Here is a 19,585-nt window from a genome sequence, read left to right on the forward strand (position 1 = left end):
CCTGCGCGGTGCTCTCTCAGACCTGAACCGGCAACCGGTCCAGGAACTTGTCCAGCGTGATCGGATAGTCGCGCACGCGCACTCCCGTCGCGTTGTAGACCGCGTTGGCAATGGCAGCGGCCACGCCGCACAGGCCCAGTTCGCCGACGCCCTTGGCCTTCATCGGCGACATCGTGTCGTCCACCTCGTCGATGAAGATCACGTCCTGCTGCGGAATGTCCGCATGCACGGGCACCTCGTAGGCGGCGAGGTCGTGGTTGATGAAGCAGCCGGCGCGCGGGTCCACCACCAGTTCTTCCATCAACGCCGCACCCGCGCCCATCACCATCGCACCGATGACCTGGCTGCGGGCCAGCTTCGGATTCAGGATGCGGCCCGCCGCGCACACCGCCAGCATCCGCCGCAGCCGGATCTCGCCGGTGAAGGCGTGGACGCCCAGTTCCACGAAATGCGCGCCGAAGGTCTGGTGGGCGTATTGCTTGGAGAGGTCGCCGTAGGTCATCTCGTCCTCGGCCACGAGTTCGCCCTGCGCGGCGGCGTCCTTGAGCGGCACGCGGCGCTCGCCGGATTGCACATGCCCATCGGCGAACTCGATGCCGGTGGCAGCGAAGCCGAGTTTCTGCGCCACCGTCTCGCGCAGCTTCACGCAGGCCGCGTACACGCCGGACGTCGCAGACGCAGCGCCCCACTGGCCGCCGGAGCCGGGAGACTCCGGCAGGCGGCTGTCGCCGAGCCGCACTACGACTTGATCGAGGCGAACGCCCATCATCTCTGCCGCGGTCTGCGCAATGATGGTGTAGCTGCCCGTGCCGAGGTCGGTCATGTCGGTCTCCACGGTGACGACGCCCTGACCGTCGAGCCTTACCCGCGCGGCGGACTTCGCAATCGGCGCACCGCGGATCGCAGCCGCCGCGCCCATGCCGACCAGCCACTGTCCGTCGCGTACCACGCCGGTTTTCGATTGCCGCTGGCGCCAATCGAAGCGCTCGGCGCCCACGCGCAGGCATTCGACCAGTTGCCTCTTGGAGAACGGCCGCTGCGGCTCTTCCGGCGCGAACTGCGTGTCGTTGAGGATGCGGAACTCGACGGGGTCGATGTCCAGCTTCTCGGCCATCTCGTCCATCGCGATCTCCAGCGTCATCATGCCGGGCGCCTCCCCGGGCGCGCGCATGGCGTTGCCTTCGGCGAGGTCGAGCACGGCAAGGCGCAGCCGCGTCATGCGGTTCGCGCCCGCGTACAGCCAGCGTGTGGAGGCCGTGGCGGCCTCGGTGCGGCCGCCGCGCAGGTTGCCCGACCAGCTCTCGTGCCCGATGGCGGTGATCTTGCCGTCGCGCCCCGCGCCGATGCGAATGCGCTGGATCGTGGCGGGCCGGTGCGTCGTGCTGTTGAACATCAGCGGCCGCGTCAGCGCGACCTTCACCGGCCGTCCCACGGCGCGAGCGGCCAAGGCCGCGGCCACGGTATCGGCCAGCACGGTGCCCTTGCCGCCGAATCCGCCGCCGATGTAGGGCGCCAGCAAGCGGATGTTTTCCTTCGGAATGCCGAGGATCAGGCCGAGATCGCGTGCGCCCCAGTTGAGCTGCTGGATCGGACACCACACGGTCAGCCGGTCGCCTTGCCACACCGCGATGCTGGCGTGCGGTTCCATCATCGCGTGCGACTGGTCGGGCGTGGTGTAGGTCTCATCCAGGGTGACGGGGGCGGCGGCAAAGGCGCCCGCAAAGTCGCCGATGCCGCTTTGCGGCGGCGGCCCGAACGCAGCGGCCCTGGGTGTGACAGCGATGTCCTTGGCCGCAGCGAGATCGAACGCGCCATGCGCCCGCACATAGCGCACGTCCAGCAGCGATGCAGCCGCGCGCGCCTGCTCGAAGGTCTCGGCAACGACCACGGCCACAGCCTGCCCGTAGTGATCCACGCCCGGCCCCGCCAATGCGCGGTCGACATAGAACGCGCCGACGCCGAGCTTGCCGGCATTGCGTGCCGTCACGATCGCGAGAACGCCCGGTGCCGCCCGCGCACGCGATTCGTCGATGCTGGAGATACGCCCCTTGCCAATCGCCGCCCCCAGCACGAAGCCGTAGGCGGGCTTGCCGCCGATGTCGCGGTTCTCGTAGGCGTAGGTCGCGGTGCCGGTGGTTTTGAGCGGTCCGTCGATGCGGCTGACCGGTTGGCCCACGACCTTGAGCCGGTCGATCGGATTGCTGCCCGCAGGCTTGTCGAAATGCATGTTCCTATCCTCTTGGCTGCGCCAGCACGGCGGCGATGGCGCGCGTGGCCAACGGCAGTTTGAAAGCGTTTTCTTCGGTCGGCCTGGCGTCCGCCAGCAGGTGCTCGGACACGGCGCGCGCACCGCGCGGCAATGCGGCATCGGCCGCTTCGACACGCCACGGCCTGGGCGCCACGCCGCCCAGGGCCACGCGCCCCGTGCCGTCCGCATGAACGATTGCCGCCACCGACACCAGCGCGAACGCATAGGAGGCCCGGTCGCGCACCTTGTGATAGACCTGCGTCCCGCCGACAGGGCGGGGCAGCGTCACCGCCGTGATCAGCTCGGCCGGCTCCAGCACGGTTTCCACATGCGGCGTGACGCCGGGCAAGCGATGAAAGTCGGCGATCGGAATGGTGCGGGTCCGTCCATCCGGTCGCACCGTCTCGACCGCCGCATCGAGCACCCGCATCGCGACCGCCATGTCGCTCGGATGGGTCGCAATGCATGCGTCGCTGACACCGAGCAGGCCCAGCGACCGGCTCGCGCCGCCGATGGCCGAGCATCCGCTGCCGGGCGTGCGCTTGTTGCAGGGCTGGTTGGTGTCATAGAAGTACGGACAGCGGGTTCGCTGCAGCAGGTTGCCGGCCGTCGTGGCGCGGTTGCGCAATTGCCCCGAAGCGCCGGCCAGCAGCGCGCGCGACAGCACGGCGTAGTCCTTCCGCACGCGCAGGTCGGCCGCCAGATCGGTGTTGCGAACCAGGGCGCCGATGCGCAGGCCGCCTTCGGGCGTCGGCTCGATCTTGTCCAGCGCGAGGCCATTGACATCGACGAGGTGCGCAGGCGTTTCGATCTGCAGCTTCATCAGGTCCAGCAGATTGGTGCCGCCGGCAATGAAGCGCGTCCCCGGACGCTGCGCCGCCAGTGCGGTCGCCTCGACCACGCTGTTCGCGCGCTGGTAGCTGAAGAGCTTCATGCGCCCTCCCCGACTTCGGTGATGGCTTCGAGAATGTTGGCGTAGGCGCCGCAGCGGCAGAGGTTGCCGCTCATGCGCTCGCGCAGTTCCTGCGCGCTCAGCAAGGGCACCGATGCGAGGTCGGCCGTGGCGTGGCTCGGAACCCCCCGCTTGATCTCGTCCAGCACGGCGACTGCCGAGCAGATCTGCCCGGGCGTGCAATAGCCGCACTGGTAGCCGTCGTGCTTCACGAAGGCCGCCTGCATCGGGTGCAACTGCCCCGGCCTGCCGAGCCCCTCCACCGTCGTGACGCTCGCGCCTTCGTGCATCACGGCCAGCGTCAGGCAGGAATTCACACGGCGGCCGTCCACGATGACGGTGCAGGCGCCGCATTGGCCGTGGTCGCAGCCCTTCTTCGTGCCGTTCAGCGCGAGGTGCTCGCGCAGCATGTCGAGTAAGGTGGTGCGCGGGTCCAGCTCAAGGTCGCGCAGTTCGCGGTTCACGTTCATCTGCACCCTGTGCAGCGCGGCTGGCTGCATGGCGGAGGCCGGCGCCGAACTCGCAGCGGCGCTCGGCTGGGCCGGTATCTGCGTCGAGACGCCGGCGCCTACGCCCATGAGGAAAAGGTCGCGTCGATTGATGGTGACATCGCGGGGTTCGGCCATGTATGGACTCCTTCCAAGCGCTTCAGCCCGCGGGCTGCGTTGCCAGATGCCGCGCCAGCGCCTCGCGCGCACGCCGCGCGCTGTCGGCATCCACGCGATCGGCCAGCACTTGCCCGAGTTGCTGCATCTGCCGCGCCGACAGGCCGACGTTCATGCTGATGCGGATGTGCGCCTGCAGTTGCGACTCGACGCCCGCGAGCGCGGCCAGCATGCTGACCGTGGCGACCTCGCGGCTTTGCCAGTCGAGGTTGTCGCGCTCGAAGATGTCGCCGAACAGATGGGTGCGGAGGTATTCGTTCGCCACGGGCGCGAAGTCGAACAGCGGCCCCTGCACCGGCGCGCCCGACAGCTTGGTCTGGTTGGCGGTTCCTGCGGCCAGCAGGGCATCGCCCTTCGGAATCGGGCGGCTGGGTGCGCGGCCCGGCGCATCCTTCACGCCGCGCTGCTTGCGTGCCTCCACGACTTTCATCAGTTCCCCCAGCGCATTGAGGCTGCGCGGAAAACCGGCGTAGGCGTAGAGCTGCACCAGCACTTCCCTCGCATCGCTGACGGCGAGGCCGGCGTCCAGCCCCTGGTTCAGTGCGGCGTTCAATTTGGCGATGTCGCCGGCGGCCGCGAATGCGGCGATCGGCACGATGGCCTGCTGTGTGGCCGACAAGGTGTCGGCGTTGGATGTCGTTGTCATGTGGGTCGATTCCTGGTTCTGGGATGCATGGCCGACGGAAGCCGTCAGCCCGAGGGCCGTGATGGCGGCCATGGCTGCCGCGGTGCGGCGCCTAACGTGCGTGGTATTGCTCATCGCCCACCTTCTCCATCCACTCGACGTTCTTGCCGTCCACGGTGCCGGTCACGGCCAGGTGGCTCATCGCGGTGGTCGGTGCCGCGCCGTGCCAGTGCTTGACGCCGGGCGGACACCAGACGGTGTCGCCCGCGCGGATTTCCTGGATCGGCTTGCCCCATTCCTGCGTCAGCCCCACGCCCGACATCACCACCAACCGCTGGCCCGCGGGATGCGTATGCCAGGCCGAACGCGCGCCGGGCTCGAAGGTCACCATGCCGCCCGAGGCATTGATCTGCGCATTGGCAGGCCACACTGGATCGACCCGGACGTGGCCCGTGAAGTACTCGGCGGGACCGGCCGCCGAAGGCTGGCTCCTCGCGCGGGCGATCTGCTGCGCGGCGGCGATTTGCGGTTCGGCGCCGCCGGCCTGGAGCGATGCGGCGCACAGCGCGGCGTAGCACAAGGGTGATTTCATGGGGTGTCCTTTCTGCTGGCTGGATGTGGGTTGCAGCGGCGTCGAGTCGCGCGTCGGTCGGGTGCGCCGGCAGGCGGCGGCCGCATCGCGCAACGCCATGGCCCACGGTCGTTGTTGACTGAGATCAAGCGTAGGCGCGCATGCCCGCGATGACTAGCCACGCCGGCCCGCATGCACTTATCGACCTGCCGCATGAATCCCGCGCCGTCCTCCTACGTCGCACCGGCGGATCGATTGATGAATGGCAGCGATAGATGCATGCGGCCGCGAGGTCTGGTCGCGGAGCCGGCGCATGCCTAGACTTGGCCCGTGAAAACCAACGCCCCGAGACACGCATGCCGCGCGACGACTTCAACGACCTGCTCGCATTTCTCTCGGTAGCGCGCGAGCGCAGCTTCACGCGTGCGGCCGCCAGGCTCGGCGTGTCGCCCTCGTCGCTGAGCCACAAGGTGCGCGGACTGGAAAGCCGCATGGGCGTGCGCCTGCTCACCCGCACCACGCGCAGCGTGACGCCGACCGAAGCCGGCGAGCGGCTGATGGCGACCGTCGCGCCGCAGTTCGATGCCATCGAGACCGAACTGGAGTCCCTCGCCGAATTTCGCGACAAGCCGGCCGGCACCGTGCGCATCACCGCGGTCGACACGGTGGCGGACCTGTTCATCTGGCCGCGGCTCGCGCCGCTCCTGCAGCAGTACCCCGACATCAAGCTGGAGATCGACACCAGCTACCGCATGGTCGACATCGTCGAGGAGCGCTACGACATCGGCGTGCGCACCGGCGAAGCCATCGACCGCGACATGATGTCGGTGCGCCTCACGCCGGACTTCCGGCGCCTGATCGTCGGTGCGCCCGCCTACTTCGAAAACCACCCTGAACCGCGCACGCCGCAAGACCTTCTGCAGCACAACTGCATCACCCTGAGGCTCGCCACGCGCGGCGGCCTCTTCGCGTGGCCGCTGATGCGCGAGGGGCAAGCCGAGCGCGTGCAGGTGCAGGGGCAACTCACCTTCAACGGCACCTACCAGATCCTGCAGGCGGCGCTGGACGGCTGCGGCCTCGCGTTCTCGCCGGAGTACCTGGCCGGGCCGCATGTGCAGGCCGGTCGCTTGCGCTGCGTGATGGAGGAATGGTTTCCGACCTCGCCCGGCTTCTTCATGTATTACCCGAGCCGGCGCCAGAAGACGCAGGCGGTGGCGATGGTCATCGACGCGCTGCGCCTGGGAGATGCGCCGGGTTGAACTGCGGTGGGGTGCGCAGTGCGTCGATGACCAGCGCCAGCGTGCGCGTTGACTGGCGCCGGCTCGGGTAGTAGGCATGCAGGCCCGGGAACACAGGGGCCCAGTCCTGCAGCACGGCCTGCAGGCGCCCTGCTTCCAGGTGAGGCTGGACCAGGTCTTGCGGAACGAAGGCCAGCCCGCAGCCGCTGAGCGCCGCATTCAACATCTGGTAGACGCTGTGGAAGGTCGCCTGCCCGCTCACGTTCACCTGCAACTCGCGCGCGCCGTTTTTCAGCTCCCACGCGTACAGGCTGCCGCTGGAGGCCAGGCGCAGCGTGATGCAGTTGTGCGCCAGCAGCTCCTGCGGCGTGGCCGGCACGCCGTGCGCCGCCAGGTAATCGGGCGCGCCGACGATCAGCATCCGCTGGTCGGGCATGAGGCGCACGGCGACCATGTCCTTGGCGACCTGATCGCCCCAGCGCACACCGATGTCGAAGCCCTCGGCCACGATGTCGACCATGCGGTAGTCGGTGCTGATCTCGATCTTGAGATCGGGGTACTCGGCAATCAGCGGCCGCAGCCGCGGCCACAAGAGGGTGTCCACCACATGGTCGATGGCCGTGATGCGGATGGTGCCGGCCGACTTGGCGCCGAGCTCGCTCACGGCGGCCACCTCGGACTCGATGTCCTGCAGCCGCGGCGCCACCGTCTGCAGCAGGCGCTCGCCGGCCTCGGTGGGCGCCACGCTGCGCGTCGTGCGCGTCAGCAGGCGCACGCCCAGGCGGGTTTCGAGGGCGCGGATCGTGTGGCTCAGCGACGACTGCGACACGCCCAGCTTGGAGGCCGCGCGCGTGAAGCTGCGCTCGCGCGCCACCGCCATGAAAGCCAACAAGTCACTGATCGAGTCACGCGCCATTTGATCGCCAGGTTCGGTGATGCGGCATTCTGTCACCGGCCCGCTGTTGCACTATCCGCGATGGGCTGCCGCGCGCGTCAGCCTGAAACCTGCTTGCAGCTCTTGGATTGCTGCGCTTGCGCCAGCAAGTTCGACCTGCGCTCCGACTCGTTCATGTGGCTCGATGCATCGATGTAGCGAGCGGCGATCGCAAACGGTATGACGACCTTCCATGAGTTGCTCTTGGCCTCTGCCGAACGCTCCTGCGTCACCTGCTCCTGCGCCAGCTGGTCTGCGATGGCGCGGCAATCGAGCGAGGAAAACTGCGTTTCCGGCATGGTGCTCTTGGGGATGTTCGTGCAACCCGTCACGAGCAGAACGAGCGGGAACGACAGCAGCAACGCATATCTTTTATGGATCATCTGTTTCTCTTTGAAGTGGAGGACGCGTCGGCCTGGAACGGCATCGGTTTCAAGTTACGCGGTGCACAGGTTCGGCACGGCGACCTTCTGAAAAAGATGCGGCCTCGCGACCATCGACGCCGGATGCGCCTTCACCTTCTCCTTGAATCCTGGATGCTTGAACGCCGCGCGCCATGCTGCCGCGGATTCGAAGACGGCGTAGTTGAGATACGTCGGGCTGTCTCCCAGTGCGCGATGAAGCTGTGTCGAGATGAAGCCCGGCTGGCTCTTCATGAAGGCGGCATCTCCGGCCCACGCCTCCAGGAACGCCGCTTCGTCTTCGAGCGCCATGGTGCAGAGATTGACCAGCACGATGGGGCCGGCATCGATGTCCATCTGGCGGCTTATCGGAAATGACGGGTCGAGCGGCTCGAGATCGGGCATGTTTTCGGTTCCTTGAAAAATCGCAGTTCTGTCGGACCACCGGGTCGGCGGAGCGACATGTCTCCCCTCGACACCAACGCCTGGTGCCGATGAGGAATCCTGATTGAGACATGCACTCGTGCCAGTTTCTGGCACCAGTTCAGAACTCCTGCCGCGTTGGACGAAAGAGGATTTCGTTGATGTCGACGTCTTCGGGCTGGCTCATCGCGAAGAGCGCGCAGCGGGCAAAGCTGCTCGCGGGAACCGCGTTGCGCGCGTAGAAAGCCTGCATTGCCTGCGTCATGCCTTCGGCCTTGGTGGAGGCGGGCAAATCGGTGTCCACCGCGCCGGGCGAGAGGATGGTGGAGCGGATGTTGTAGGGCTTGAGCTCCTTGCGCACGCCTTCGGAAATGGCCCGCACCGCGAACTTGCTCGCGCTGTAGACCGCGCCGCCCGCGCTCACGATGTGGCCGGCCACCGACGAGACGTTGATGATCTGCCCGCTCTTTTGCGCCTTCATGTGCGGCAGCGCGGCAGCGATGCCATGGAGCACGCCCTTGATGTTCACGTCGATGGTCTGGCTCCACTCGTCCACGCGGAGCATCTCCAGCGGCGAGAGCGGCATCACCCCGGCGTTGTTGAGCATCACGTCGATGCGCCCGTGGGATTCGATGGCACGGGCCACCAGCGCCTGCACCTGATCGAGATGCACGACATCGGTCTGCACGATGCTCTCGGCACCGAGGCCGAGTTCTTCCGCCAGGGCCTGCAGGCGATCGAGCCGCCGCGCACCCAGGACCACCTTGGCACCGGCCCACACGAGATGGCGCGCCGTTTCCGCACCCAGCCCGCTGCTGCCGCCGGTGATGACGACCACCTTGTTTTCGATTCCTTGCATCGCGCTTGTTCTTTCTTTTTCTGCTTCGGGTTGAAGCTGCATCACAGGCCCAGCAGGCGCTCGGCGTTGCCGTGGGCAATGAGGGCCTTGTCCGCGTCGCTCACGGGCAGGCGCTCGATGAAGGCTCGCGCGCCGTCCAGGCTTTGATACGGGTAGTCGATCGAATAAAGAATGCGCTCGGCGCCCATCAGCGCATGAATGAACTGGAAGTGCGGCAGCGTGAGCATGCCGCTGGGCGAGACGTACACATGCTCGCGGTAGGTCTGCACGATGGGACGCCTGAGGCCCGAGGCTTCCTGCGGAATGGAGTCTTCCAGCCGCTGCAGGAAGAACGGCACCATCTCGCCCCAATGGCCGCTGATGACCTGCAGCCCGGGGTGCCGGTCGAAGGCACCCGCGAGCAGCATGCGCACGACCTGGATGCCCGACTCGTTGTGCCAGCCCCAGGCGAACATGGCCAGGCGCGCGCTGAGCTCGCGCTCGAGGCCACCGTAGTACGGCGCCTGCACCGCGGGCAGCGGCAGGCCGGGGTGCACGTACAGCGGCACCTTCAATTCGCTGAACGCCGCAAGGATCGGCTCATAGTGCGCGTCGTCCAGGAAGGTGTCGCCGGGCTGGCCATTGATGAGCGCGCCCTGGAGGCCGAGCTCTTTCACCGCCCGCTCCAGCTCGCGCGCGGCCGCCTCGGGCGCTTGCCAAGGCAGCGTGGCAAAACCCGCGAAGCGCGTGGGATGCGTCCGCGCCGTTTCGGCCAGCTTGTCGTTGGCCGCGCGGTTCAGCGCGATGGCCTCCGCGGAGGGCAGCAACTGCGGAAACCCGCCATAGGAGAGCACCTGCATGTCGATGCCGGCGGCATCCATGTCGGCCAGGCGCGCAGGCCCCATCTCCAGCCCCTTGCGCGCGGACTCGCTGGGCGCAATGACATGCGGGCGGCTCGGGTCGGCCACGTTCCGGCCGTCCACCACGCGACTGCCCCAGTCGCCGAAGTAAGGCGCCTCGGCGCGCACCAGCGCCTGGGTGGCGCCACCGATGGCACGGTCAAGCACGTGCTCTTCGACACAGATCAGTTTCACGCGATCCCCTTGAAAGCTTCAGCGGCCTTATGCCAACAGGGCGTCGCGCAGCGCGATGCCCAGGCTCGCGGCGGACTGCGGGTTCTGTCCGGTGATGAGCCGCCCGTCGACGACCACGTTGTCGGCCCAGTTGGCGGCGTTCTGATGCTGCGCGCCGCGTTCGTTGAGCGTGGATGCGAGCAGGAAAGGCACGACGTGCGTGGACTCCACCTCCTCTTCCTCGCCGTTGGTGAAGGCAGCCACCCGCTTGCCAGCCACCAGCAGGCTGCCGTCGGCGCGGCGCGCGTTGACCAGGGCCGCAGGGCCATGGCACACGGCCGAGACGATGCCGCCGGCCGCATCGATCTCGCGGATGGCCTTCTGCGCGGCCGCGTTGTCGGGGAAGTCCCACATCGTGCCGTGGCCGCCCGCAAAGAAGATGGCCGAGTAGCGCGACGGGTCCACATCGTCGATGCACAGCGTGTGGGAGATGGCGTGGCGGAAATCGGCATCGGCCCAGTAGCGGGCGATGACCGGGTCTTTCATGTCCTCAAGCCCATCGAGCGGCGCGTCGCCACCCAGGATGGACGCGAACTCCACCTGGATGCCGGCTGCCTGCAGCTTTTCCAGCGGATGGGTGACTTCGGCCAGGTTGTAGCCGGTGGGAATGCCCGTCGCGCCCTTCACAGCATTGCTGCTGACGACGAAGAGGATGGGCTTGAGTCCGGAGGCTTGCTTGGTCATGGTCGTCGGTTCCTGTGTTCGGCGCGCTTCAGGCGTTGCCCGGTGCGAAAAGCGATTCCCAGTTCAGGAAGGGTCCGAGCGGGATGACATCCCAATCGAGGAGACCGGCCTTGGCGAGCGGAAATTCGCGCAGTGTCTTTAGGGCGACGTCGGCCGATTCGCACTCGGCAATGATGGCCACGCCGGGGCGGTCCTGGCGGAAGTAGATGTCGCGCACGACGCCGCCCTTGTAGAGCTGCCAGGCGTGGCGGGCTTCGTCCTGCATGTGCGGCTGGTACTTTTCCAGGGTGGCACCGGGCGCGGGGATGTCGAGGCAAAGAAATTTCATGAAGAGGCTCCTTGGTGAAAACGCATCAAGCGGGTTGAAGTCGGCGAACGGCCTGGGACGTGCGGCGGCCGGGCGCGGCGATTCCTGCGCCGCGGCGGCAGAAGAACGATCAGAGGGAGTTGATTGCCCTCTGGCTTTGTCGCCCAGAATTCTCTATTTCTTCTTGAAAATGATGTTAAGGTAGAAAAATACGATCCAATGTAGAAAAGTGTTCCCTTGCGGGACGGCTCAAATTCACCAATGGACGGGTCGTGCGCAACGTGAAAGGCCGTGGCTCGGCGCCACGCACTCGAAAGGCACCGAGCGTGCTAGGTGCTGTCGGACTGGTTGCAGGGAAGCCCAGCTCGCCATTCCTTGACGAGCTGCCGCCGCGCACGCGGATAGCGTTCGTCCAGGAAATCGACCGTCACGATGCGGTCTGTGCGAATGCGGCAGAAGTCGCCGCTCTCCTCGCACCACGCGGCGATCAACCGCTGCGATTCGACGAAGCCGAGCATGATCGGCCAGAGGGTCAGCTGCGAAACGGCCCCGCTGTCGTCCGCGTACCCGATGTGCATCTTTCGCTGCTCGCGCATGGCCCGCCGCACCTGCGCCAGATCGAAGACCGAGGCTTCTTTTCTCTTGCGAAAGATGTAGAGCGCGTTGTCGTCCAGCTCCGCCCTCATCTCGGCCGGAAGCACGCCGTTGATTTTTGCGAGCGCGTTCTGCACGGCAAGCGCCAGCGCCTCGTCGGCGTGGCGGCTCACCCACTGCGCACCGACCACCAGCGCCTGCACCTCTTCTTCCGTAAAAGACAGCGGCGGCAGCAGGAAGTCGGGCCGGAGGATATAGCCGACGCCGGCCTCGCCCTCGATGTGCGCCCCGATGGATTGCAGCGTGGCGATGTCGCGGCGGATGGTCCGCAGCGACACGCCCGTCTCGCGCGCCAGCACTTCCCCGGACACGGTTCCGCGGTGCCTGCGAAGCACCTGCATGAGATCGAACAGGCGGTGGCTTCGCGACATGTCAGGCCATCGCCACGAGGCCCTTGCCGCCGAGCTTGCGGCCCGCTTCGAGCGCGGTGACGAGGCCGATCGCCTCGTTCAGGGGAACGATCTCGGCGATCGGCATCCGGAACTTGCCCTCCTCCGCGGCACGGGCGAGGCCGTCCAGAATGTCGGGCCGCGGCGTGCAGACGATCGGTTTGAGCCGCCGGTTGAAGACCGAACGGATGAACTTGCCCGGCGTGGGATCGAGGTCCAGGAACACGCCGTCCTCGCGCAGCAGGCCCAAGCCCAGGGCGGTCGTCATCGTGGCGGCCGTGTCGTAGACGACGTCGAAACGCTCGCGCATCTTCGACAAGTCGGTGGTCCGGTAGTCGAAGACGTTCTGCAGACCGAGGGCACGTGCCCGCGCCATGGTTGCCGCGCTGCAAGTGCCGGAGACGATGGCGCCGTGCATTCGCGCAATCTGGACAGCCGCTTCGCCGACCGCGCCGGTGCAGCCGTTGATAAAGACATGCTGCCCGGCTGTCAGCTTCGCCTTGTCGACCAGCCCGTTCCACGCCGTGACGCCGGGGGTTCCAAGGCAAGCCGCATCCTCAAAGGAGATGTTGCCGGGCTTCAGCGCCAAGGCGGTTTCGTTCGCAATCACGGCTTCGCCCAACGCGCCGCTTTCCTTGAAGCGCGCAAGCCCGAACACCGCATCGCCAGGGACGAAGCGCGTGACGCCGGGCCCGACGGCGGTGACCGTGCCGGCGAAGTCGAACCCCATGGCGCGCGGAAACGCCTTGCCCGTGACGATCTTCATCTGGCCGTTGCGCAGCTTCCAGTCGATGGGGTTGATGGCTGCGAACCTCACCTTCACGGCCACCTGCCCTTGGCCGGGCGCCGCCAGCTCGAACTCGTCGAGCCGCATCAGCTCCGGACCGCCGTACATGCCGTATTGAATGCGCTTCATGACCGGTTGCTCCGTGCGAACGATGCAGCGAAGTCCCGGATCACCGCGCGCGCAATTTCCGGTGCGGCGCTGTTGGCTTGAGTCACGATATTTCCTTGTGTTGCCTGAGAAATTTCAGTCTAGGCAGCGCTGGTGCCAGGTTTTGGCACCAGTCTTCGTGGTGCCCCGCCCTGCTCGGCTGACGCGACTGCAATGCAGCGCATGACTGAAGCTCCTGGTGTCGGCAAACAAGCCCGCGGCAGGAAAAGAACCGCGTCACCCAGCCTAGTCCTTGTTGCCGCGCATTCCCACTGGAGCCATCGGCAGGCATACTAAGTAGAAAAATACTATCCAATGTAGAAGCAAATTCCCATGTCCACTGATCTGAATTCCCCAATGTATTTGGCCAAGGCGCCACCGGAACGCCAGGAGCGGCTCGACGGCGTGACCTTGTTCGTGGATGTCGTGCGCCTGGGCGGCTTCACCCGCGCGGCCGAGCACCTGAGCCTCACCCGCTCGGCCGTGGGCAAGGCGATCGCGCGGCTGGAGGCGCGCCTGGACGTGCGCCTGTTTCATCGCACCACGCGCGTGCAAAGCCTCACCGAAGACGGCCAGATCTACTACGAACACTGCCTGCGCGCGCTCGCGGAACTGCAGGCGGCCGAGGCGCAAATGGAGTCCGGCCGGCACCAGGTGGCGGGCCGCTTGCGCGTCTCGATGCCGGTCTTGTTCGGCCGCCATTGCATCGCGCCGATCCTCCTGGAACTCGCGCGCGAGCATCCGTCGCTCGAACTGCTCCTGAGCTTCAGCGACCGGCCTGTCGATGTGCTGGCCGAGGGCTTCGACCTCGCCGTTCGCAGCGGCTTCCTCGGGCATGAAAGCGAAGGCCTGCGCGCACGCAAGCTGGTGGTGCAGCGCAAGCGCGTGTGCGCCTCCCCGGCTTACCTCGCCGCGCATGGGCGACCGCAGAACACGGGCGAACTGGCCTCGCACAGCGTCCTCATCTACCGGCGTGCCGACCGCATCAACACCTGGCAGTTGCCCGATGCGACGGGACGCATCACGGAGATGCCGCTCACGTCGCGCCTGCAGCTCGACGACCTGGAGTCCATTGCGGACGCGGCGACGGCCGGGCTCGGCCTTGCGTGGTTACCCGAATGGCTGGTGAAGGAGCGCCTGCGCACCGGGGCGCTGGTCAGCGTGCTGGACGACCAGCCCGGCGCTTCGATGGATTGCTACGCCCTCTGGCCTGCTGCGCCGCACATGCCGCTGCGCCTGCGGCTGGCGGTGGATGCGCTGGTGGAGCAACTGCCCAAGGCATTGGGTGTGCCGGTGGAAGGCGGCTAGCGAGCCTCGCCTCGTTTCCGGCGCGCCCGTCAACAGCGATGGAATCGGCTCGCTACTTCCGCTCGACGAGCGCGTAGAGTGCATCGGCCAGTGGCGACCGCAGGGACGCGCGCGACCACACCATGCCGACTTCCCGTGACGGGCACGGCGGAGGGAGCGGGCATCGCTTGGTGCGGCCATCGGATTTGCCGACGGCTGGCCAGTCCGGGAGGATCGAAACGCCGAAGCCCTCGGCCACCAACTGCGCGATGTGCTCGATGCCATCGAGCTCGAACCGCACCTTGGGCTTGATGCCGCGGCTCCGCAGGTATTCGTCGGCCATCTTGCCCGCAACCACCTTGCGGTCGTAGAGGATGAACGGCTCGCGCGCCGCGGTGAGCAAGGGGTTGCGGACCGCCATCTCCCGGGGCGCGAGAAGAATCAGCGCCTCGCTCCGCAGCACGCGCCACTCGCAGGTCTTGGGCATGGCGAAGGTGGGATGAACCAGGATGGCCACATCCAGGTTGCCGCTCACCACCTGCTCGAGCAACTTAGATGACGTCCCGGGCTCGATGTAGACCTGGATGGTCGGGTGCGCGCTCATCCAGCGCCGCAGCAGCGCAGGGACCATGCCCATCAACGCCGTGGGCGTTGCGCCCAATCGCAATGGACCTGCCGGCAACCCGGTATCGGATGCGGCCGAACGCAGTTCGCGCACGCCCCTCAAGACTTCCCGCGCCTGGTCGACCAGGCGCGCACCGACCACCGTGGGCTTGACCGTTCGCCCGACGCGGGTCAGGAGCTGGCAGCCGATGTCCGCCTCGAGAGAGCGCATCTGCTGCGTCACCGTGGTTGCCGGCAAATCCAGTCGGCGAGAGGCATCGGCCACGGAGCCGCTGTCGACCACGGCCACGAAGCTCTGCAGAAAGCGTGTATCCATTCGACGGATTTTGCGTCATCTGAACCATTGGAAGACACCTTTCTTGAGCAGTCATCGCTCGGCAAAGTCGAGCCCATCAATCCTGATTGCCTACCGAGGAGCCCCAATGCCCATCATCGAATCCATTGAAGTCTGCGTTGCGCGAGTACCGCTGGAAAAAGTCACTTACCTCTCGAACCGCACGGTGGTCGACCGGCACTACGGCCTGGTCAAGGTCCGGAGCACCGACGGCGTCGAAGGCATCGGCTTCTGCTATGTCGGCAATGCGGCCGGCGAAATCTTTCGCGTTGCGGTCGAGCAATTGCTGGCGCCTGTGCTGATCGGGCGCGATTCGCTGGCCGTCGAAGGTCTGTGGAAAGACATGTACCAGGAGGCGCTCTTGCAGGGCCGCATGGGCACCGTCATGCGTGCACTGAGCGCACTGGACATTGCGCTGTGGGACCTCAACGCGCGGACTGCCAGGCTGCCGCTTCACAAGTATCTCGGTGCCGTGGAACTGGAGACCGTTGCGGCCTATGCGAGCGGCGGCTACTACGTGGACGGCAAGACGGCCGAGCACGTCGGTGAAGAAATGGCCGGCTATGTCGAGCTGGGCTTCAAGGCGGTCAAGATGAAGACGGGCCGCTGGAGTCCTCAAGGCGAAGAGTCGCGCGTCAAGGCGGCCCGCGAAGCCATCGGGCCCGACGTCGAGCTGATGCTCGACTGCAACAACGGCTGGATCGATACGGTGCAGGCGATGCAGTACCTGCGCCGCATCGAGCAATACGACCCGTACTTCATCGAGGAGCCGTTCGGTCCCGACGATGTCGAAAGCCACGCGCGCCTCGCCAAGCTGACTCGCATCCCGGTGGCGACCGCGGAAATCGGCTACGGCCGCTGGTATCACAAGCACTTGCTGGACATGGGAGCCGCTGCGATTCTGCAAACCGATGCGGCCGTGTGCGGCGGCATCACGGAATGGAAGCGCATTGCCGCGATGGCTGCCGGCTATGGCATCCAGATGTGCCCGCATTGGTTCCACGACGTGCATGCACCTTTGGTGGCGTCCACGCCCAACGCTCGCTACGTCGAGTTCTTCTGGGACGACCAGGTGCTGAACTTCCGCCGCCTGCTGGACCGCCAGCTCGAACAGACCAAGGGCCGCGTGGTACTGCACCAGACGCCGGGCCTGGGCTTCAACTTCGACGAGGCGCAGGTCTCGAAATTCGGCCGCTGGACCAAGGTCGGCACCTGAGCCCTCGGAGGTAGACGAACACAACAAGGAGACACCCAATGCACCGAAGACACTTTCTTTCAACGGTCGCCGCCGCGGGCGCGCTTTGCGCGAATCCGGCATTCGCCCAAGGCAAGCTGCCTGCCGGGCCGGTGCGGATTCTGGTGGGCTTCTCCGCGGGAGGCGGCACGGACATCCTGGCGCGCATCATCGCGAACAAGCTCAATGTCTTGTGGGGCATCCCGGTCATCGTCGAGAACAAGGCCGGCGCCGCGGGTCTTATCGCAGCGGCCGAGGCGGCGAAGGCGGCTCCCGACGGAAACACGCTCATGATGGGACACATCAACGCGCTGGGCATTGCGCCTGCGCTCTACCCCAAGCTCGGTTTCTCGCCGGACAAGGACTTCGCGGCGATCGCGCTCGTGGGACAGACGCCGCAGGTGCTGGTCGCGAGTCCCAAGTCGGCCGCGACCCTCCCTGCCTTGCTCGAGCAGCTCAAGAAGAAACCCGGCGAGGTGAGCTTCGGTTCGTCGGGCACGGGCTCGGCGCAGCACCTGGCATTGGCCTTGTTCGAGCAGTCGGCGAATGTCTCTGCACTGCACGTTCCTTACAGAGGGGCCGCCAACGTGATGACGGACCTGGTCGGAAGCCAGATCGACTACGCGTTCGAAGGCATGACCACCGCATCACCGTTCATCAAGGGCGGAAAAATCAACGCCATAGCGCAGACCGGCTTGAAGCGGGCGAAGGCCTTCGCCGATGTCCCCACGGTTGCCGAACAGGGCTATCCGGGGTTCAACGCCAGCATCTGGTTCGGCCTCGTCGGGCCCGCCAGGATGCCGGCGGACGTGGTGGCGCGCATCAACAACGACGTCAACCAGGTGCTGAAGATGCCGGATGTCGTGAGCAGGCTGGAAGAGTTCGGCGCCGAAGATGGCGGCGGCACGCCGCAACGCTTCGACGCCTTCATGCGCGACGAGCGCGCCAAGTGGGCCAGGCTCATCCAGGCGCGCGGTATCAAGGTCGACGCCTGAGGCGCGCCTCGTCAGGTGACGCCACATCACATCACGTCACGTCAAAAGAAAAGCGCCGGGCACCAGCGCGCGTGCATCGCCTGTTCCAGGGCGCAGGCAAACATCAACTCGGAGACACAACATGAATATCACCCGTCGTTCGGCTCTCGTGGCCGGCGCCTCGCTCGTCGCAGGCGCGTCCTGGGGACAGGCGCTGCCCAACAAGCCCATCACCCTGATCGTTCCCTTCGCACCCGGCGGCAACGCCGACATCGTGGCGCGCTGGATCGCGGTGCCGTATGCCAAGCTGTTGGGACAGAGCGTGATCGTGGACAACCGGGGCGGTGGCGGCGGCGCCATCGGGACCGCCCTCGTATCGAAGGCGCCTGCCGATGGGGCAACGCTGCTGGCGGCCACGCCCGGCCAGCTCGGCACATTGCCTCACATGTTCAAGACGCCGTACAAGCTGGACGACTTCGTGCCGATCGGCGTTCTGAGCAAGACCTCCATTGCCGTCGTGGTTCGAAACGGCGATGTGCGCTTCAAGACGGTCGAGGAGTTCATCGCCTACGCCCGCGCCAACCCCGGAAAACTCAATGTGGGCCACGCTGGTCCCGGATCGCCCAACCACCTGGCCATGCTGCAGTTCGAGAACGCTGCGAACTGCCGCTTCACACCGGTCGCCTACAAGGGCTCCGGTCCCGCGTTGATCGATCTGCGCGGGGGCACCATCGATGTCATGTTCGACCAGATCAGCAGCTCCCTTCCTCATCTGAAAGCCGGCACCCTGACCACGCTGGTGGTGCTCGGCCTCACGCGCGATGCGTCGGTGCCCGACACACGCTCGCTGAAGGAAGCCGGTCTGCCGGAATTCGACGCCAGCACGTACATCGGCCTTCTTGCGCCCAAGGGTGTCGCGCCCTCCGTAATCGCAGCCCTCACCGCCGCGGCGCAAAAGGTCGCCAGCGACCCGGCGTTCGACCTCGGCCTGAAAGCGATCGGCAGCGGCGCCCACTATGAGGACCCGAAGCGCTTCGCCGAGATCCTCAAAGCGGACGAGGCCTTGGCGGTCTCGCTCGTCAAGCAAGGGAAATTGGTCAATGAGTAACGACAGCCGAGCAGCAGCGGAGCCATGGTGGGACTGCCATTTCCATGTGTTCGACAACGCGCGCTACCCGCTTGCACCGGGCGGGGCCTACATCCCCGAGGACGCACCGCTCGACGCGTTTCGACAGGTGTGCGAGTCAAGGGGCATCCAACGCGCCGTTCTGGTTCATCCCAGCGTTTACGGCGCGGACCACTCAAGCTTCGAAGATGCGCTGGCCACGAACGGCGATTGGCTTCGGGGCGTTGCTGTCGTGTACCCCGACGCGGCCGTCACCTCCGATGCGCAGATTGCCCGCTGGCACAAGCTCGGCGCTTGCGGGACTCGCATCAACCGGCTTTTTCCAGGTGCGCCGGACGACATCGACAGCGTCATCGACCGGGTGAAGCCCTTCGGATGGCATATCCAGGTGCTGGTCGATCTGGTGGAGGACCTTGGCGTGGTCAAGCAGATTGCGGCCAGCGGCATGCCGGTCGTGATCGACCATTTTGGACATCACCCGGTCGATGAGCTGCTGCGCAGTTCCGCCTTCGCGGACCTGCTGGCGCTCATACGTGAGGGGCAGGCGTGGGTCAAGCTGTCGGGTTCGTACCGGGGGCAGCGGACCGAGGGGCCGTGGCACTCGCTGCGCCCGCTGGTCGATGCGATGGTCGCTGCCAACTCCCGGCGCCTGGTGTGGGGAAGCGACTGGCCTCATCCGCCGAGTTCGAGGCATCCATTTCCTCCGCCTGAAGCGCCGGAGATCGGGCTGACCATCTCGCACTGGCTGGATGTGCCTGAGCTGCTGAGGCGCGTCATGCATGAGAATCCTGGCGCGCTGTACGACCGCGGTCGGCTGTAGGTATTCGGCGCCATCCTGCTTGCGTTCGCGTGCTCGAGATGTGCGTCGATGCAAAGGCTTGCAAGGCTCAGGTGCAGACGCCGCTCTAGAAGAAATTTCGCGCGGTGACCGACGCGAATCAAAACATGGGCAGACCGACACCCGGCCACGTCGATGTGCCGCCCCAAACGAAAAGCCCCTGTAGTCTTTC

General features: G+C 66.4%; 21 protein-coding genes. 6 read left to right on the forward strand and 15 right to left on the reverse strand.

Annotated elements, in window-relative coordinates; genetic code table 11:
• Positions 1 to 16: 16 nt before the first annotated feature.
• The 5 genes from paoC to QFZ83_RS15255 form a co-directional block, all read right to left on the reverse strand.
• Positions 17 to 2,227: an aldehyde oxidoreductase molybdenum-binding subunit PaoC gene (paoC, locus tag QFZ83_RS15235; RefSeq protein WP_307507803.1), complete on the reverse strand. Its 2,211-nt coding sequence runs from the start codon at positions 2,225 to 2,227 to the stop codon at positions 17 to 19.
• A 4-nt stretch (positions 2,228 to 2,231) separates the two neighbouring features.
• A complete protein-coding gene (locus tag QFZ83_RS15240; protein WP_307507805.1) occupies positions 2,232 to 3,182 on the reverse strand; it encodes a xanthine dehydrogenase family protein subunit M in 951 nt (316 codons plus the stop codon).
• Complete coding sequence (paoA, locus tag QFZ83_RS15245; RefSeq protein WP_307507808.1) at positions 3,179 to 3,826, reverse strand: aldehyde dehydrogenase iron-sulfur subunit PaoA; 648 nt, start codon at positions 3,824 to 3,826, stop codon at positions 3,179 to 3,181. The genes QFZ83_RS15240 and paoA overlap by 4 nt, the downstream gene beginning before the upstream one ends.
• Positions 3,827 to 3,848: 22 nt before the next feature.
• Positions 3,849 to 4,511, reverse strand: coding sequence for a carboxymuconolactone decarboxylase family protein (locus tag QFZ83_RS15250; RefSeq protein WP_307507811.1), 663 nt, complete (start codon positions 4,509 to 4,511; stop codon positions 3,849 to 3,851).
• Between the two features lie 91 nt (positions 4,512 to 4,602).
• Complete coding sequence (locus tag QFZ83_RS15255) at positions 4,603 to 5,082, reverse strand: cupin domain-containing protein (protein ID WP_307507815.1); 480 nt, start codon at positions 5,080 to 5,082, stop codon at positions 4,603 to 4,605.
• Positions 5,083 to 5,417: 335 nt separating this feature from the next.
• On the opposite strand from QFZ83_RS15255, the gene QFZ83_RS15260 reads away from it, so the two are divergent.
• Complete coding sequence (locus QFZ83_RS15260; protein WP_307507818.1) at positions 5,418 to 6,320, forward strand: LysR family transcriptional regulator; 903 nt, start codon at positions 5,418 to 5,420, stop codon at positions 6,318 to 6,320.
• Here the strand turns inward: QFZ83_RS15260 and QFZ83_RS15265 are convergent.
• The 9 genes from QFZ83_RS15265 to QFZ83_RS15305 all read right to left on the reverse strand — a co-directional run bounded on the left by QFZ83_RS15265 (position 6,283) and on the right by QFZ83_RS15305 (position 12,978).
• A complete protein-coding gene (locus tag QFZ83_RS15265; protein ID WP_307507821.1) occupies positions 6,283 to 7,215 on the reverse strand; it encodes a LysR family transcriptional regulator in 933 nt (310 codons plus the stop codon). The two genes, QFZ83_RS15260 and QFZ83_RS15265, sit on opposite strands and share 38 nt — an antisense overlap.
• A gap of 77 nt (positions 7,216 to 7,292) precedes the next feature.
• A complete protein-coding gene (locus QFZ83_RS15270; RefSeq protein ID WP_307507824.1) occupies positions 7,293 to 7,616 on the reverse strand; it encodes a hypothetical protein in 324 nt (107 codons plus the stop codon).
• Positions 7,617 to 7,670: 54 nt separating this feature from the next.
• Positions 7,671 to 8,039, reverse strand: coding sequence for an antibiotic biosynthesis monooxygenase (locus QFZ83_RS15275; RefSeq protein WP_306876877.1), 369 nt, complete (start codon positions 8,037 to 8,039; stop codon positions 7,671 to 7,673).
• Positions 8,040 to 8,178: 139 nt separating this feature from the next.
• Positions 8,179 to 8,916, reverse strand: a complete 738-nt coding sequence (locus tag QFZ83_RS15280) for an SDR family oxidoreductase (RefSeq protein ID WP_306876879.1) — start codon at positions 8,914 to 8,916, stop codon at positions 8,179 to 8,181.
• A 41-nt stretch (positions 8,917 to 8,957) separates the two neighbouring features.
• Entirely contained in the window at positions 8,958 to 9,989 is a 1,032-nt protein-coding gene (locus QFZ83_RS15285) for an amidohydrolase family protein (protein ID WP_307507828.1), read from the reverse strand.
• A gap of 27 nt (positions 9,990 to 10,016) precedes the next feature.
• Positions 10,017 to 10,712, reverse strand: coding sequence for a type 1 glutamine amidotransferase domain-containing protein (locus QFZ83_RS15290; protein ID WP_307507831.1), 696 nt, complete (start codon positions 10,710 to 10,712; stop codon positions 10,017 to 10,019).
• A 28-nt stretch (positions 10,713 to 10,740) separates the two neighbouring features.
• Entirely contained in the window at positions 10,741 to 11,040 is a 300-nt protein-coding gene (locus tag QFZ83_RS15295) for a superoxide dismutase (RefSeq protein ID WP_306876883.1), read from the reverse strand.
• A gap of 308 nt (positions 11,041 to 11,348) precedes the next feature.
• Positions 11,349 to 12,044 carry a YafY family protein gene (locus QFZ83_RS15300; RefSeq protein ID WP_307507833.1) on the reverse strand — a complete coding sequence of 232 codons (696 nt, stop codon included), beginning with the start codon at positions 12,042 to 12,044 and terminating at the stop codon, positions 11,349 to 11,351.
• 1 nt (position 12,045) lies between these two features.
• Positions 12,046 to 12,978, reverse strand: coding sequence for an NAD(P)-dependent alcohol dehydrogenase (locus QFZ83_RS15305; RefSeq protein WP_307507836.1), 933 nt, complete (start codon positions 12,976 to 12,978; stop codon positions 12,046 to 12,048).
• Positions 12,979 to 13,353: 375 nt separating this feature from the next.
• Here QFZ83_RS15305 and QFZ83_RS15310 point away from each other — a divergent pair, with 375 nt between their 5' ends.
• Positions 13,354 to 14,304, forward strand: a complete 951-nt coding sequence (locus QFZ83_RS15310) for a LysR family transcriptional regulator (protein ID WP_307507838.1) — start codon at positions 13,354 to 13,356, stop codon at positions 14,302 to 14,304.
• Between the two features lie 52 nt (positions 14,305 to 14,356).
• Here the strand turns inward: QFZ83_RS15310 and QFZ83_RS15315 are convergent, their stop codons facing one another.
• Positions 14,357 to 15,223, reverse strand: a complete 867-nt coding sequence (locus QFZ83_RS15315) for a LysR family transcriptional regulator (protein WP_307507841.1) — start codon at positions 15,221 to 15,223, stop codon at positions 14,357 to 14,359.
• Positions 15,224 to 15,329: 106 nt separating this feature from the next.
• On the opposite strand from QFZ83_RS15315, the gene QFZ83_RS15320 reads away from it, so the two are divergent.
• The 4 genes from QFZ83_RS15320 to QFZ83_RS15335 all read left to right on the forward strand — a co-directional run bounded on the left by QFZ83_RS15320 (position 15,330) and on the right by QFZ83_RS15335 (position 19,395).
• Positions 15,330 to 16,457, forward strand: a complete 1,128-nt coding sequence (locus QFZ83_RS15320; protein ID WP_307507844.1) for a mandelate racemase/muconate lactonizing enzyme family protein — start codon at positions 15,330 to 15,332, stop codon at positions 16,455 to 16,457.
• A 38-nt stretch (positions 16,458 to 16,495) separates the two neighbouring features.
• The gene (locus QFZ83_RS15325; RefSeq protein ID WP_307507847.1) at positions 16,496 to 17,470 is read left to right on the forward strand and encodes a tripartite tricarboxylate transporter substrate binding protein; all 975 of its coding nucleotides are present in this window, start codon (positions 16,496 to 16,498) and stop codon (positions 17,468 to 17,470) included.
• Positions 17,471 to 17,591: 121 nt separating this feature from the next.
• Complete coding sequence (locus QFZ83_RS15330; protein ID WP_307507852.1) at positions 17,592 to 18,557, forward strand: tripartite tricarboxylate transporter substrate binding protein; 966 nt, start codon at positions 17,592 to 17,594, stop codon at positions 18,555 to 18,557.
• A complete protein-coding gene (locus QFZ83_RS15335; RefSeq protein WP_307507853.1) occupies positions 18,550 to 19,395 on the forward strand; it encodes an amidohydrolase family protein in 846 nt (281 codons plus the stop codon). The genes QFZ83_RS15330 and QFZ83_RS15335 overlap by 8 nt, the downstream gene beginning before the upstream one ends.
• Positions 19,396 to 19,585 lie beyond the last annotated feature (190 nt).

The sequence above is a fragment of the Variovorax sp. W1I1 genome, assembly GCF_030815625.1.
Taxonomy (GTDB): domain Bacteria; phylum Pseudomonadota; class Gammaproteobacteria; order Burkholderiales; family Burkholderiaceae_C; genus Variovorax; species Variovorax paradoxus_C.